16 protein-coding genes are annotated in these 14,821 nt (G+C 41.1%); 10 read left to right on the forward strand and 6 right to left on the reverse strand.

Annotation, left to right across the window (positions count from 1 at the left end; translation table 11 throughout):
• The first annotated feature begins 21 nt into the window (after window positions 1-21).
• The gene (gene purU / locus BUE31_RS09145; RefSeq protein WP_073402602.1) at window positions 22-849 is read left to right on the forward strand and encodes a formyltetrahydrofolate deformylase; all 828 of its coding nucleotides are present in this window, start codon (window positions 22-24) and stop codon (window positions 847-849) included.
• A 12-nt stretch (window positions 850-861) separates the two neighbouring features.
• Here the strand turns inward: purU and BUE31_RS09150 are convergent, their stop codons facing one another.
• Complete coding sequence (locus tag BUE31_RS09150) at window positions 862-1,413, reverse strand: pyridoxamine 5'-phosphate oxidase family protein (protein ID WP_073402604.1); 552 nt, start codon at window positions 1,411-1,413, stop codon at window positions 862-864.
• Window positions 1,414-1,602: 189 nt separating this feature from the next.
• Between BUE31_RS09150 and BUE31_RS09155 the strand changes: the two genes are divergently transcribed.
• Window positions 1,603-4,290, forward strand: a complete 2,688-nt coding sequence (locus tag BUE31_RS09155; RefSeq protein ID WP_073402606.1) for an outer membrane beta-barrel protein — start codon at window positions 1,603-1,605, stop codon at window positions 4,288-4,290.
• 128 nt (window positions 4,291-4,418) lie between these two features.
• On the opposite strand, the gene BUE31_RS09160 is transcribed toward BUE31_RS09155, so the two are convergent.
• Window positions 4,419-5,006, reverse strand: a complete 588-nt coding sequence (locus tag BUE31_RS09160; protein ID WP_073402608.1) for a cupin domain-containing protein — start codon at window positions 5,004-5,006, stop codon at window positions 4,419-4,421.
• Window positions 5,006-5,509, reverse strand: a complete 504-nt coding sequence (locus BUE31_RS09165; protein ID WP_073402610.1) for an RNA polymerase sigma factor — start codon at window positions 5,507-5,509, stop codon at window positions 5,006-5,008. The genes BUE31_RS09160 and BUE31_RS09165 overlap by 1 nt, the downstream gene beginning before the upstream one ends.
• A gap of 246 nt (window positions 5,510-5,755) precedes the next feature.
• Between BUE31_RS09165 and BUE31_RS09170 the strand changes: the two genes are divergently transcribed.
• From BUE31_RS09170 to BUE31_RS09190, 5 genes are all read left to right on the forward strand, one after another.
• Entirely contained in the window at window positions 5,756-6,154 is a 399-nt protein-coding gene (locus BUE31_RS09170) for a VOC family protein (protein WP_073402611.1), read from the forward strand.
• A 116-nt stretch (window positions 6,155-6,270) separates the two neighbouring features.
• Window positions 6,271-6,486 (forward strand): hypothetical protein, encoded by a 216-nt coding sequence (locus BUE31_RS09175; protein ID WP_073402613.1) that lies wholly within the window; start codon window positions 6,271-6,273, stop codon window positions 6,484-6,486.
• A gap of 162 nt (window positions 6,487-6,648) precedes the next feature.
• Window positions 6,649-7,548 (forward strand): LysR substrate-binding domain-containing protein, encoded by a 900-nt coding sequence (locus tag BUE31_RS09180; protein WP_234997779.1) that lies wholly within the window; start codon window positions 6,649-6,651, stop codon window positions 7,546-7,548.
• Window positions 7,549-7,623: 75 nt separating this feature from the next.
• Window positions 7,624-8,634, forward strand: a complete 1,011-nt coding sequence (locus tag BUE31_RS09185; protein ID WP_073402616.1) for an NAD(P)/FAD-dependent oxidoreductase — start codon at window positions 7,624-7,626, stop codon at window positions 8,632-8,634.
• Between the two features lie 81 nt (window positions 8,635-8,715).
• A complete protein-coding gene (locus BUE31_RS09190; RefSeq protein WP_073402618.1) occupies window positions 8,716-9,033 on the forward strand; it encodes a 2Fe-2S iron-sulfur cluster-binding protein in 318 nt (105 codons plus the stop codon).
• A gap of 53 nt (window positions 9,034-9,086) precedes the next feature.
• Here the strand turns inward: BUE31_RS09190 and BUE31_RS09195 are convergent, their stop codons facing one another.
• Window positions 9,087-10,919 (reverse strand): patatin-like phospholipase family protein, encoded by a 1,833-nt coding sequence (locus BUE31_RS09195; protein WP_073402620.1) that lies wholly within the window; start codon window positions 10,917-10,919, stop codon window positions 9,087-9,089.
• 128 nt (window positions 10,920-11,047) lie between these two features.
• Here BUE31_RS09195 and BUE31_RS09200 point away from each other — a divergent pair, with 128 nt between their 5' ends.
• From BUE31_RS09200 to BUE31_RS09210, 3 genes are all read left to right on the forward strand, one after another.
• A complete protein-coding gene (locus BUE31_RS09200; RefSeq protein WP_073402622.1) occupies window positions 11,048-11,377 on the forward strand; it encodes a winged helix-turn-helix transcriptional regulator in 330 nt (109 codons plus the stop codon).
• Window positions 11,378-11,432: 55 nt separating this feature from the next.
• Window positions 11,433-11,975, forward strand: a complete 543-nt coding sequence (locus tag BUE31_RS09205) for a DinB family protein (RefSeq protein WP_073402624.1) — start codon at window positions 11,433-11,435, stop codon at window positions 11,973-11,975.
• Between the two features lie 118 nt (window positions 11,976-12,093).
• Window positions 12,094-12,837: an SDR family oxidoreductase gene (locus BUE31_RS09210; RefSeq protein WP_073402626.1), complete on the forward strand. Its 744-nt coding sequence runs from the start codon at window positions 12,094-12,096 to the stop codon at window positions 12,835-12,837.
• 107 nt (window positions 12,838-12,944) lie between these two features.
• On the opposite strand, the gene BUE31_RS09215 is transcribed toward BUE31_RS09210, so the two are convergent.
• Window positions 12,945-13,955, reverse strand: coding sequence for a glycoside hydrolase family 130 protein (locus BUE31_RS09215; RefSeq protein WP_073402628.1), 1,011 nt, complete (start codon window positions 13,953-13,955; stop codon window positions 12,945-12,947).
• 15 nt (window positions 13,956-13,970) lie between these two features.
• On the reverse strand, window positions 13,971-14,738 hold the full coding sequence (locus tag BUE31_RS09220; RefSeq protein WP_073402630.1) for an HAD-IIB family hydrolase: 768 nt from the start codon (window positions 14,736-14,738) through the stop codon (window positions 13,971-13,973).
• Between the last annotated feature and the right edge of the window lie 83 nt (window positions 14,739-14,821).

Consider the following 14,821-nt stretch of genomic DNA (forward strand, 5'->3'; position numbering starts at 1 on the left):
ACAACTATATTTACCACTAGTATGATCATCGTAATTCAGTGTATTGACCGTGCGGGCCTTGTTGCATCGGTATCGGCCATATTGGCAAAAAATTTGTTTAATATAGTTTCGCTTCGCGAGCATGTGGACCAGGCCGACAACCTGTTTTTTATGCGCCTTGAGGTTACTTTTGGCGGCGATGAAACAACGCTGGAAAATCAGTTACGTAAAGTGCTGCCTGATGACGCCACTATTTTAATTAATCCGCTACCTGATAAAAAGGTGGTGGTAATGGTTACCAAAGAATACCATTGCCTTGCCGATATCCTGATCCGCAATTACTTTGGCACACTTGGTGCAACCGTACAATGTGTTATTGGCAATCATAAGGTACTGGAAGATATTTGCAAGCGGTTTGACATGCCTTTTTATGCCATATCACATGAGCAGGTAAGCAAAGAGGTTTTTGAAGAAAAGATTGCTGCAACTATAGATCAATATAACCCGGACTATATTGTGCTGGCCAAATTTATGCGGATCCTGTCGCCTAAGCTGGTGGCAAAGTTCCCGATGCGGATCATCAATATTCACCACTCCTTTTTGCCGGCATTTATTGGTGCCAGCCCTTACAGGCAGGCTTTTGAACGCGGTGTTAAGCTGATTGGCGCTACCGCTCACTTTGTATCGAATGAATTAGATGAAGGACCTATCATAGCACAGCAGATCATCCCAGTAAGCCACTCGTTTACGGCAGCAGATATGGTAAAAGCCGGTAAAGAAATTGAAACAGCGGTACTTGCCCGCGCTCTTAAACTGGTGTTTGAAGACAGGGTATTTGTTTACAAGAATAAAACGGTGGTGTTTGAATAAACGCTGCCAGGTTCAGCGTTTATAAAGCGCTGTTGGCAAACCGTCAATACTAACCAGGTTCTTTTCTTTTTTGTAGGCTTCAAGCCCTGATTCACCTTTATTTAGCGCCCACTTCTCGGCTTGATCCCTTTCGCCTTCATAGCCATAAAATGGAACGCTAAAGCCGCAGGATGTTTGTACTTTATCAATATCGGCAACTATAATTTGCCTGGTTACCAACAGCAATTTAAAGTGGGGTGATAATAATTGCCATTCGCTATCTCCAGGCAATACGGTATAGCCTTTGCCATACAAACGCAATATATTCGGGGGGCCGTCAAATGCACAAAACATAAACGTTATCCTGCCATTCTCCAGCAAATGTGCCGACGTTTCATTACCACTGCCAACAATATCCATATATGCAACCCGCGTAGGTGAAAATACATAAAAGCAGTCCATTCCTTTTGGTGAGAGGTTAACATGGCCATCAAGATCAAGGGGAGCAGTGCCTACAAAAAACAGGTGCTGTTTTTCAATAAACAACTTATGTTGCGGTAAAATGTCGTTAAAAAACTTGCCCATAATTACTTCTTAATATTAACGATATTCAAATTTAAGCACAATTTTAATATGATGTTGAAAGATGTTACTATTATAATTTTTTTAAACTATAAATTTAGTTTATAGAAATATTATTCTTAAATTAGCGCTCAGTACTTTTAACGGGCATAAATTAACCTGCTTAATAGTACCTGTTACCTTATCTTATACATGCGAAAAATATTACTAATACCCCTGCTTATTATTATTTCAATTGCAGCAAAAGCGCAAAACCATGGCGTAGTTAAAGCAATCATCCTCGACTCATTAAGCAAACAGCCTATCCAGCTTGCTACTGTTTCCATTTTAAAGCTGCAGGATTCATCCCTTATATCCTATACCGTTACAGATAAAAACGGCGCATTCACCCTCCATAACTTACGCGAAGAGCCATCCCGGTTGCTTATAACACATGTGGGATACCAGGGCATACATATCAGTATTAAATTTAAAAACAGCCAACCGACAGATCTTGGAAAAATATACCTGTCTGCAAAAACACTGCAGGAAGTAATGGTAAAAGGTGAACGCATTCCTGTTATGATTAAAAAAGACACCATTGAATTTGATGCCACCGCATTTAAAACCCGCCCTAATGCATTGGTAGAAGATCTGTTAAAGAAATTACCGGGTGTACAGGTTGACCGCGAAGGCGGAATTACCGTGAACGGTAAAGACATTTCAAAGATTAAAGTAAACGGCAAAGATTTTTTTGTGAACGATCCTAAAATAGCAACCAGGAACCTGGAAGCAAATATGATCTCGAAAGTACAGGTTTATGACGACAGGGAGAATGATCCTGACCACCTGGTACCAGACTACCAGGTTAAAAAGATCATCAATCTTAAATTTAAAAAATCGTTCACCAAAGGCATCCTGAGCACATTAGCTGCCGGCGCCGGAACGCAGGACAGGTACGTTGGTTCGGGATTTATGGCAAAATTCCAGGACGATCTGCAACTGAGTGCAAAAGTTGGTATTGATAATTTAAACGGTTCCGGATTTTTCTCAGGGAATTATGGAGGGTTCAGCACATCAAATTTTAGCGGAATTGGCGGGTTCAGTTTTGGCAACACCGGCTTAAGGAAATCAACAAACGGAAACCTTGACTTTACAAAAGACATCAGTAAAAAACTGAAGCTGCATATTGAGTACCGGTTTGATAACAGCATTATGGATAACAACTCCAATTCAAAAGTGCAGCAAAACATCAACGATACCATTATTAATTCATTAACGCAGGCTATTAACCATCAAAAAACAAATAACCAAAACCTGCACGCTGAAATGGAATGGAAGCCCGACTCGCTTACAATAATCAAATACAATCCTGATGCTGAATATAGCTATAATAATAGCCGGGATAAAAGCAGCAGCGTACGGTCAAACACTTATGTGCCATTGCTTAATACAACCATCAGCAGCAACCAGGGCAACAGCAACTATTTTCAATATCAGCATAATTTTAGTTACTATCGTAAATTAAGTAAAAAGGGATCATCCTTAACTTTAAGCAACTCTATAAGCATCCACCCGGAACACAGCCTTAATTTTAACGCCAATGATTTAACCTCATATGTTGCAGGGTTTCCGTCTGACACGTTAAGACGATCATCAAAAAATACGAACAGCGCTACCTCTCAAGGTTTAAATGCGGCCTATCATTACCCAATCACAAAAAAGTTAGCAGCAGATATATTATTGGTTACGTTAAATGACCGCAATAGTGGTGAATTACTTACTTACGACGAAGATTTTAAGACCGGTTTATACACCATCTTTTTGCAGGATCAAAGCAGTAACCTTATCCGCAACCTATGGGGCGAAGGTATTAATCCGCAATTAACCTATAATTTTACCGACAATATTTCAATAAAAGCAGGTGTAACGGCCCTTGGGCAGCAAATAGGCAATCATTTTAACAGTTATACCAATGACCTGAACCAGGATTTCTTTTACATACTACCATCTGCCGAGGTGCATGTAAAAGATTTTACTTTAAGTTATGGCGAAAACGTACAACAGCCTTCTATTAACAGTTTGCAACCTATTACAATTGTTTATAGTCCGCTTTATACCTTTACAGGTAACCCTTTGCTAAAACCAACCTATTTTCACAATATTAATTTTAGCTACCGGAAATACAACCGCGCCGCTGATTTAAACCTGAGCGCAAACACGCACATCGTTATTGAAAAAAACACGATAGTAAATGAGCAAACAATAACTGCAGAGGGCGCCAACGTTACCACCCCGATAAATCGTAATGGCCGTTTTACAGCTTATTTAAGCAGCAGCATTAGTAAGCATTTTAAAAAACAGGGTAAGTGGGATTTTACAGCAATAGCCAATGCCAGCGCGAGCGCCGGGCATAATTTCTTTATTGTTAACAGCCAAAACGGCTATCAAAACACGCAAACTGTTTACTTTGAACCGTTTTTTGTTGCCGAGTGGAACGATGTTATTTCACTTGAGCCTAATTACCGAATTGATTATGCCACCACCCAATACCAGCTTGTTAACTACCCAAAAACAAATTATACCACTCAAAGTGCTGGAATGAGGATTGATTTAAGCCTACCTCAAAATTTTAGGTGGAGGGCTGATTACACATACAAATACAACCCCATTGTAGAACCAGGCTTTCAGCGCAGTGCTAATCTGCTGAATTTTTCAGTTACCCGCAGGATCCAGAAGGATGGCAAAGGTGAAATAGGCCTGCTATGTTATGATATTTTAAACCAAAATGTAAGCTCGCGCCATTATGTAGTTGCCAATACTATTAATGACATTCAAAGCCAGGTAGTAAAACGATACTTGTTATTAACCTATACCTATCATTTTAAAAAGTTTAAATAATAACACGATTAAAAATATGTGGATTGGAAAATAGCTGAAAGCTAAAAGACTAAAGCGGAAAGCTAAGAAGAACTTATTTATACTATCTTCTTGTGTTTCTTGCTTTGCGCTTTCTGCTTTAAGCTTACCTAAACAAACCTGTATTGCAAAATAGCGGTAACAAAAGGGGTTACCAGTTTAATATCGTGCTTAATGTGAAGGGGAATCTCAATAAAGTCGCCGGCGCCCAGGGCAAAAAGCTCATTGCCTATGGTACATTCACAACGGCCCTTTAAAACAAAGAGGCTTTCGAAAAAGTCGCCATGCTCTTCTTCCGGAACGTTATTGCAGCTGGTAACAAGCATTTGCTGTACTATTTTATCCTGCCTTATAACGTTCATTGTAAAATCTTCAGTTGGCTCATCAGGTATTAAATGTGCAAAAGCCTTTAACCATGGTTCCGGATTTGCTGAATGGCTGATAACCGGTAGCTCATGAATATTCAATTCTCCAGCAAAACCAAGTGAAGCAAGTATCTTATGTTTAATATGGCTGGCAGGTTCGGCAGCAGCCAATGCTGCAAGGTTCTCAAATGCTAGCTCAACGGCAGTAAGCTCCGCCTTAATTTCAGGATAAAGCATGGTCATTTGAATTAAATACGCCTGGTCTGCCTCATTCAGATGGCCCAGGCAGTATTCTTCCAAAACACCGCTTTCTATATATTGCCGGATATCCATTAATTAAGATCTGTTTTTTGTTTCATCGCTTTACGGATATTAATTTTCACTTCGTCAACAGGCATATTCAATATTTCGGCCACTTCATAAATTTTATATCCCTGGTGGATCATATCAAATATGGCAATTTCATTTATTGCCCCTGTATCGTTTTTTGTATTATTAAACGAATTATTTCCCGGTACGGTTTTTAATTTATTAACATTAAGGTAATTAATACTTTCAGAACGGGCAAGCTGCAGGGCCCAGGTTAAGAATGTGAGCTGACTGAACTTATACTGATCAATATTTTTACAAATCCTTTTAAAAGTTTTTTCGAGCAATTGCTCAGCCGCTTTTGCATCCTTAACTATGCGGATAATATAGCCGTAAAGCATAGCCGAGTAACTTTCACATAAATGCTCACAACCCTTTGGATCGCGGCGCAAAAGCAATTCAACTAAGGCAGGTTGTGTACTATAATTATTATCCAAAATATTGGGTGGTACTACGTTTGCTGTCAATATACGGAAACAAACCTTAACCTATTAAACTTAAATAATTATAAAGTACTCCTTTAAGGAATGTGATAAGAAGAGACAAGAATCAAGATATCAAGAATCAAGAATTGAAGCCGGAGATTTTGTAGCCATAGAAAAAACAATATGTATAGAATCCTTTTTATCTTGATTCCTGACTCTTGAAATCCTGATTCTTTTAACCTGATTCTTTTTCTAATAAGATATGTTTAGCTTTGATAATTAATATCTATGAAGTTCAGAACTGCCAGGCATACCAAAGATTTAAACCGTATTATTGATTTTTACGGTAGGGTTTTAGGGTTAAAAGTTTTAGGTGAATTTAAGGACCATCATAGCTATAACGGTGTATTTTTGGGGATCCCGGGAGCCGACTGGCACCTGGAGTTTACCACATCGGGCATTACCCCTGCTCACTACCCTGATAACGACGACCTGCTGGTATTTTATGCCGAATCTGTTGAGGAATTTAACATCATCAAACAAAAGTTTATTGCCAACCGGGTAAGACCTGTACATCCTAAAAATCCTTATTGGAAAAACAACGGGATAACGTTTGCAGATCCCGATGGCTTCAGGATTGTGATCTCGGTATTGAGGATAGTACCTAAAAATTTGCTGGGTAAATGAAGTTGGTCAGTGGTCAGTAGTCATTGGTTTTGTCTTCAGTTCAAATAGCTATTTAATATAATCCGGGGTTCAAACAATTTCGGGTATTTCATATTGTGTTATAAACAACTATAACTATGAACAGAACTATTGGGATTGTGCTGATTATTGCAGGAGCTGCTATGCTGATATGGACAAGCTTTACCTATACCAAAAAAGAAAAGGTTGTTGATGCCGGTCCGCTTCAAATTTCTGTTGATAAGCAAAAAACAGTTAACTGGCCACCATACCTGGGTGGGTTATTGATAATTGGCGGGATTGTGATTGTGGCAACAGCAAAGAAATCATCGTAGAGACGCGATGCTTCGCGTCTTTAACCACCCTGCTGAACAAATATAATTGAAACGCATAAATCCGGATGTTGCAGAAGACGCGAAGCATCGCGTCTCTACGGATCAGGCTATAATTTCTTATCTTAGCGGAGGCGCCCTAATACACCGGACGCTTCGTCAATAATGATCTTCGATTTTCGGCTAAAAGTATTTTATACGGTTGCACAAAGGCTAAGCTTTACCAAAGCCGCGGCCGAGTTGTTTATTACCCAGCCTGCCGTTACCAAACATATTAAGGAACTTGAACATCAGTTAAATGTGCAGCTGTTCAGGCGCAATGGTAACAGCATTGTTTTAACCACCGCCGGGAAGATAATGCTGCAATATGCCGAAAAGATCTTTCAAACCTATACCGAGCTTGAAACTGAGCTGGCCCAGCTGAATAATATGGAAGCCGGTACCGTTCATATTGGCGCCAGTACTACGGTTGCGCAAACTATTTTGCCCAAGATCCTGGCACTGTTTAAGAAAACTTACCCTGCCGTAAACTTCACCTTTATACAGGGCAATACCGATGTTATAACCCAATTGGTTTTGGCTGAGAAGATAGACATTGCCATAGTTGAAGGCGCAGCTCATTATCCGCAGATCGCCTATTCGCCATTTGCCAAGGATGAGATAGTTTTGGTAACCCGCGCCAATAATCAGTTATCGAAAAAGGCCGAGATCTCGCCCAAACAGTTATTAAATATCCCGCTGATCTTACGCGAGGCCGGCTCAGGAACATTAGATGTTATTTTTAATGCACTGAGCAGTGCCGGGATTAACCCGAAAGACCTGCACATTGAAATTCAGCTGGAGAGCAGTATCGCCATAAAACAATACCTGTTGTATTCGGAAACTGCCACATTCCTGTCTATTCAATCTGTTGTAAGCGAATTAAAATATAACGAGCTAAGCATCATCGAAATTAAAGGACTTGAGATCTTCCGTACATTTCAGTTCATCCAGCTGCATGGTAAAAATTCAAAACTGATAGAACTTTTTAAAAGATTCTGCCTTGCCAGCTATAACTTAAAGTAATTAGCAATTACTATTTATCATTGGTATTAGGTTATAATAACCACGACCTTTAGTTATTATTTCAATGGTACTTTTATGGAACTAATAACTACTGATATTTGCATTATAGGCGCTGGCCCCGTTGGTTTATTTGCCGTTTTTGAAGCGGGTCTGTTAAAAATGCGCTGCCATTTAATTGATGTTTTGCCGCAGGTTGGCGGCCAGCTTTCCGAGATCTATCCGCAAAAACCAATCTACGATATTCCCGGCTTCCCTACTGTTAATGCCCAGCAATTGGTTGATGGCTTAATGGAACAGATAGAGCCTTTTAAACCCACTTTCTCCCTTGGAGAACGCGTTAATGAATTACAGCAACTGGAAGACGGCTCATTCATCACCACCACAAGCGATGGCACCGAAGTGCACAGTAAGGTTGTAGTGATAGCAGGTGGCCTTGGTTGCTTTGAACCGCGTAAACCAGCTATTGATCACCTTGAAGAATTTGAAGGTAAAGGCGTTGCCTACATGATAAAAAATCCGGAAGCTTTCCGCGGGCGCAAAGTGGTGCTGGCTGGAGGTGGTGACTCTGCCCTGGACTGGACCATATTTTTGGCTGATATTGCCGAAGAAGTAACCCTGATCCATCGCGGTGATACTTTCCGTGGCGCACCTGATAGTGCTGAAAAGGTTTTTGAGCTGGCTAAAGAGGGGCGCATCAACCTGGTATTACAGGCACACATAAAAGCTATAAACGGAAACGGGCATTTGCAGGAAGTGGAGATTGTTGACAGGGAGAATCAAACGTCTGTTATTGCAGCTGACAATTTGATCCCGCTGTTTGGCCTTACCCCAAAGCTTGGCCCAATTGCCGAATGGGGGCTAAATGTAGACAAGTCAGCTATTATGGTTGATACGCTTGACTACAGTACTAATGTAAAAGGAGTTTATGCCATAGGCGATATTAACATATATCCCGGTAAACTAAAGCTGATCCTTTGCGGTTTCCACGAAGCTGCACTGATGGCTCAAAGCGCCTTTAAACAGGTTTATCCCGATCAGAAATTAAGCTTTAAGTATACTACGGTGTATGGAGTGAGTGCGTTTTGAAGAAGGTGAAGGTTGAAGGGCGCAAGGTAAAAGGTTTTTGAATGCTGTCATTTTAATGGCGGTGATTACTTTAAATATAACATGATCAATTTAACTATTGAAGACAGGAATGGCAGTCGCCGGCCTGTTGAAATACCTGAAGATATAAGTTTGAGTTTGATGGAGGTTTTAAAGGCCACCGATCATCACATACTGGCCACCTGTGGCGGCATGGCACTTTGCGCCACCTGCCATGTGCAGGTTGTTGAAGGCCCCGAAAAATACTTCCACCCATCAGACCAGGAACTTGACCTGCTGGATACCCTGCCCGATGCTGCACATGATAGCCGCCTGGCCTGCCAGTTAAGGATCAGTGAAGATATGGATGGGATGGTGTTTAGGATTTTGGGGGAAGAGTAACCCCGTCAGACTTACGAAGTTTTTAAAACTTCGTAAGTCTTTGTTTGATCCCCCTACTCCCAATTAGTTGGGAACGGAATATCCTTTATACTTAATGGTTTAAAGTTTTCAATTTTGTAATCCCTGCCGGAATCGTTATACATAAAAAACGGATCGGCTTTAAAATGGGTGTAATCAATTATTAATTGCTCTTGTAACTTTAGCAGCCTGTTTTGGTAAGCGGCATCATACGCTGCCGGATTTTTCAAAAGCTTCGTAATATATTCAAGCAGATTATAGCAGGTGGTAAATTGCCCACAGGCAATAATACAGGCCTGGTCATGTTGCTGCAGACTGTCGGTTTTATCAAACCATAAAGTTGTGCCCATGTTAAAGGCCACCTGGGCCACTATCTGTATATTGCGGCTGGGCGGATAAGGTCCGGGCTCAGGGTTACGGTTCCGGTTTATATCGTTTGAAAATGAAAGATCATAAATGTGATTGCCTTTACCACGGTTCTTCCATTCAGACGAGTTGTAAAAGGTGTTATAAAGCAATTGCCTTATCCGCTTTAAAAAAACGCTCAAATTCAGCATTAGTACAGAATCGGCCCTGGCCAACAGCATTTGTTTAAGCACAGGGAGCGGTGTTTTTGTTAAATATTTTAACAGCAATAAAACAATCCGCTCGGTAAAGCTTTTCAATAAACCCGAAGGGGTGCCAGATTCGGTAACGTTAAAGATCTTTTTCCGGATCCATAAAACACCTATCATAAAAAGTAAAGGCAGGGGTATAAGTATACTACCTATAATAGTTAAAGGGATGCAATGGATCCAAACACCTGCTACGGTCATCGCAATAGCAGCTATAAAGCAGGCTATAATAATTAAATTTAATCCGCTCAGGCTTAGCCCTCCCTTATTTGGTGCTGCAGGCATAACGTAAGGCTTTATAAAATGGCTGCCGACATCGTTAACCAGCATCAGGTTAAATGGCTTAAAGTTTGTTTCGCACTTTATCCTTCTTTTGTCGGCATACATCATACTTTGCAGTCCCTGGTTATCAGTTATGCCGCCATCCATAAAGCCAACCCGTTTTTGGTCAATAAATTTGGTCTCCTGCTTATCGCCGGTTTGCGGCCGCATGGTGAGCGCTTTTTTAAGGGTCAGCTCAGTTAGCCCCTGGTGTGTAAAATCATTTGGGAAAATAATGGGTTCAAATCCTGCCGGAAAACAGGACGATGCTGCCAGCAGGTCGCTAAGCTTCAGCTCATCCGCAACAGAAGGTTCAAGGAATATCGCCTCGTTTCCGAACCTGAAGTACTTGTCGGGCATGCCATCATAAGTCATTTTCCTTTCCTGCCTGAACGACTGGCCGGTATAAAATTCAGTAGTATTAAAACAAACTTCCTGCAGGTGCTTGTTTGGGCCGCTTTTGCCCAGTGCTTTTAGGGTATTCCCCTCAAAAATATATTCGTCATAAGCCATAGCAAAGGCATTAATAACATTGCGGCTTTTATCAGGCCGGTTCCTCCACCTGCGTTTATCTGATAGTATTTCGAGCGCGTTTTTCAGGATCTGTTCACCAAGCAGGGTTTCATACAATTTAACATAAAACTGCCCGAATGTTTTACCTTCGGCATCATACAACGCATACAGTGCTGTAGCTATGGTGCCACCTGATGCTGACGACATATAAGTTACCTGCTGCAATAATGAGGCGCCGCTAAGCGGATCATCAGCGCCATCAAACTTTATATTGTTTAAATACGACAGTACACCCAGCGCAAACGAAGCTGCCCGGAAACCGCCGCCCGAAAAAGCAAGCGCGATGTTTTCAAATGGTTTTATGCAGATTACCTGCAAAGAAAGAGCGTCAGGTTGAGCCGGCAAGGCTTTATTGTCCATATTGTAATGTGTTAAGGTTTTGTACCTATAAATTTATGGAATTAATAATGATAAATAAAAATGAATTGTTAATTGGAATATATATTTATTTGATATACATTTAATACCAAATATCAAAACACATTAAAATGAAGCAGGATATTAGTAAAATTGCAGACAAGATCAGTTATATTCAAAATACCTTATCAGTGGTTAATGGCAAATGGAAACTGCCAATTTTATTGTCCATGTATTCAGGCATTTCACGCTTTAGGGACCTGCAGCGTAATATTCCCAATATAACCACCAGGGTATTATCAAAAGAGTTGAAGGATTTGGAAGGGAACAAGCTGATAGTACGTATAGTGCATGATACCTATCCTGTATCAATAGAATATAAGCTTACCCCGCACAGCCATAGCCTTACCCCCCTTGTTGATGAAATGATAAAATGGGGGAAACAGTATAAGGAAAAGTAGTTGGCAGTTTTGAGTTGGCAGTACTACATTTGTATCAGCAAAAAAGATCAATAATATGCGAATAATACCCAAACCGCTTGAAGGCGAATACCCACCTTATACCATAATGTACATAAAGCTAATACCTGGTGACGGAATGGTTTTACAGCATTTGTGGGATAACTTCATTACAGCAAAAGAGCTCGTTTACAGTATGCCGGAAAAGATGCTGTATCACCGTTATGCCGAAGGTAAATGGAGCATTAAGGAAACACTGGTACATATTATTGATGATGAACGCATATTTGCTTACCGCGCACTTCGCTTTGCCCGTAATGAGCAAATGAACCTGATTGGCTTTGACCAGGATGCATATACCCTCTATTCAAAAGCAGATGAGCGCAACCTGGATAATATTTTTGATGAGTATGAAGCTGTACGCAAATCGACAATTGCCTTGTTTAACGGTTTGCCCGAAGATGCTTTTATGCGAATTGGAAAAGGCACAGGCACCTTTAATAACGCAAGTGTAAGGGCGCTTGCCTATCACATAGCCGGGCATGAGCAGCATCATATCAATTTGATAAAGGAATTGTATATACCCTCATTTAATAAATAAGGTCCCGACAGTTAGTTGCATGGACCAATGCAGTTGTGGCAGATAGACGAATTTACCAAATGGTAAGTGTACTCCATCTTAAACACAGCAACTTTGTCTTATCAAAATAAATAAGACAATGGAAACTTCAATAAAATTCAATCAAACATTACAAGGAAAAAGGGTAATAATATTAGGTGGCAGCTCAGGCCTGGGCCTGGCTACTGCTAAGGCAGCAAGTGCTGAAGGCGCCAATGTGGTAATTGTATCGGGCAATCAACAGCGGATTGATAATGCTTTAAAAGAATTGCCTCATGGCAGCACTGGTTTTGCCGTTGACCTGAGCAAAGAGGAAAAGATAAAAGCATTTTTTGAGCGGGTAGGCAGCTTTGATCATTTGGTTTATACCGCAGGCGAAAACTTAACTTTAAATTTGATTGGCGAAACTAATATTGATGAGGCCCGTACCTTTTTCAACGTGCGTTACTGGGGTGCCTTTACAGCAGTTAAGTATGGCGCACCCCATATTAATGCAGGCGGGGCAATTTCATTAATCAGCGGCACCGCCAGTGCAAGGCCGGGGGCTGGCTGGTCAATAGCGTCAAGTATTTGCGGGGCTATGGAAGGTTTTGTAAGGGCCATGGCAGTTGAGCTGGCGCCTATTCGTGTAAACGCTGTTGTACCGGGCGTTATTAAAACTAATTTGTGGGGGGCTTTGAGTGATGCGGACCGTGAAGGCTTGTACAAATCACAAGCTGATGCCTTATTATTAAAACGCGTTGGCGAAGCCGAGGATGTTGCGCTGGCCTTCCTATACCTGATGAAGCAGCAGTTTGGCACCGGACAAAACATCACTATTGATGGCGGGGCAGTGCTGGTATAGAATTAGATGAGTGGGCAGTGAGCAGTTTGCAGTGGGCAATAGATAGCAGGCAGTTAACAGTTGGCGGTGAGCAGTAAAAAAATGTAAACAATCAGCTTTCCACCTATTTATACAGCCTTACCTATGCTTATTAATTCATTAACTAATTCAGCTAAGCTTACACTGGCGCAGGCTATTAGCTCATCAGCTGCACCATAATAAATGTACAGCTTATCGCCAAACAAAGCGGTTCCTGTAGGGAAACAAACATCATCCACATCGCCCGCCAGCTCATAGTCCAGTTCAGGTTTGAATAATGGGTATGAAAGGCGGGCGATCTCTTTCTTCGGATCGTCCAGGTCAAGCAATGCCGCACAGCAGGAATACTCATACCCTTTAACCATATCTTTAACGCCATGATAGATCAGCAGCCAGCCATGTTCTGTTTCTATCGGCGGGCAACCGGCACCAACATAACTTACCTCGTGCGGGTATTTGGGAGCCAGCATAATATGCTGATCGAAATGACTAAAATAATCTTCCCAAAATATGTTATTAAGCTCCGTTAAGCTTTCAATGGATACAATTTGGATATCGGGCTTAATGCGGTGCAAAAAGGTTAGTTTCCCATTTATCCTGCGCGGAAAGAAAACAAGATCCTTATCAGCCAAAATATTTGCATCACGATTATAGCGCAGGTACTTTTCATTTAATGCGGGCTTATGTTTAGTAAGCCTGTCAAAATCGTTATAACTTATTTGGGGGACAACTATTCCCTGCCTTTCAAAATGCTGTAAATTTGTTGAGGTAGCCAATGCCCCTAATGCATTATCCCCGTCGAAAGCAATATATGTAAGATAATAGGTGTCATCTATTTTTACTATCCGCGGGTCTTCCATCCCGTGCTTTTCGTAATCAAATTTTGGCGATAAAAATGGAGCAGTATCCCGTTCAGTAACATTTAAAGGCCCGTCAAGCCGGCAATAGCCTATGGTGGAGTAATTGCCTTTATGAACCGCCCGGTAAAAAAGATGAACTATATCACCCTCTTTGATTACAGCGGGATTAAGAACCCCTTCATTTTCAAAATCCAGCTCAGATTGTCTTATTATTACACCCTCTTTTTTTACCTCTGCCATAAGTTTTGCAGGATGTTAAAATCCTTTTTTAAAGCGCCCATCATCCAGGCAGCCTATAATACCCTCAACCACACGTTTTGTTTCGTTTGGGTCGCTAACGCGGATGGAAAAAGCGCCCGCTTGTTTAGCAGGATAATCATTACCACCCGGAAATATAGCATCGCCAATAAATATCATATCTTTTATTTCAATGTTCAACACATCGCGCAGCTTATGAATACCATATTTTTTGTCGATCCCTTTTTTGGTAACATCCACGGAAGTTGCACCACCAAGGTTTACGGCAAACTCCGGGATCAGCTTATCAAGGTGTTTCTTTATTGTATCACGCTTTTTAAAATCGGGATCATACTTTTTCTTTTCATCAAGTGGCGCCGCCTGGCCCAAAGCCGAATAGGTTACCTGGCTGCCCCTGTCTTCAATGGTTTCGCCCCAGGTTTTTGTTGCTTTATAGCCTGATGCTTCAACTGCCTTATTCAACGAATCAATGATCTTCTTTTTTTGCGTATCGGTAAAATTTTCGGCGTAAAGCAGTTTCCAGCCCGATTTATACTGATAAAACTTAGTGCCGCAGGTTGGCAGTATAGATAGGTTTTGCAACCTTTTCCCTTTGGGCAAATGAGCCAGCACCTGTTTCTGAAACTGGGGCCAATCACCACCGGATATAATGGCCATTTTTGCAACTGTTAGCAGTGCGGCAAGGCGCTCAGCCATATCCTTATCAATAGCGGCTTTGCTCTCTGCAAGCGTACCATCAAGGTCAAAAACAATTAGTTTTTTCATTTCTTTTGGTCATTGGTCATTGGGCATTAGTCATTTGTCATTGGTACTTATCGCATTGATCAAATAAATATAAAATAGGAAGA

Origin of the sequence: Mucilaginibacter sp. OK098 (assembly GCF_900142915.1) — a bacterium.
Taxonomy (GTDB): Bacteria; Bacteroidota; Bacteroidia; order Sphingobacteriales; family Sphingobacteriaceae; genus Mucilaginibacter.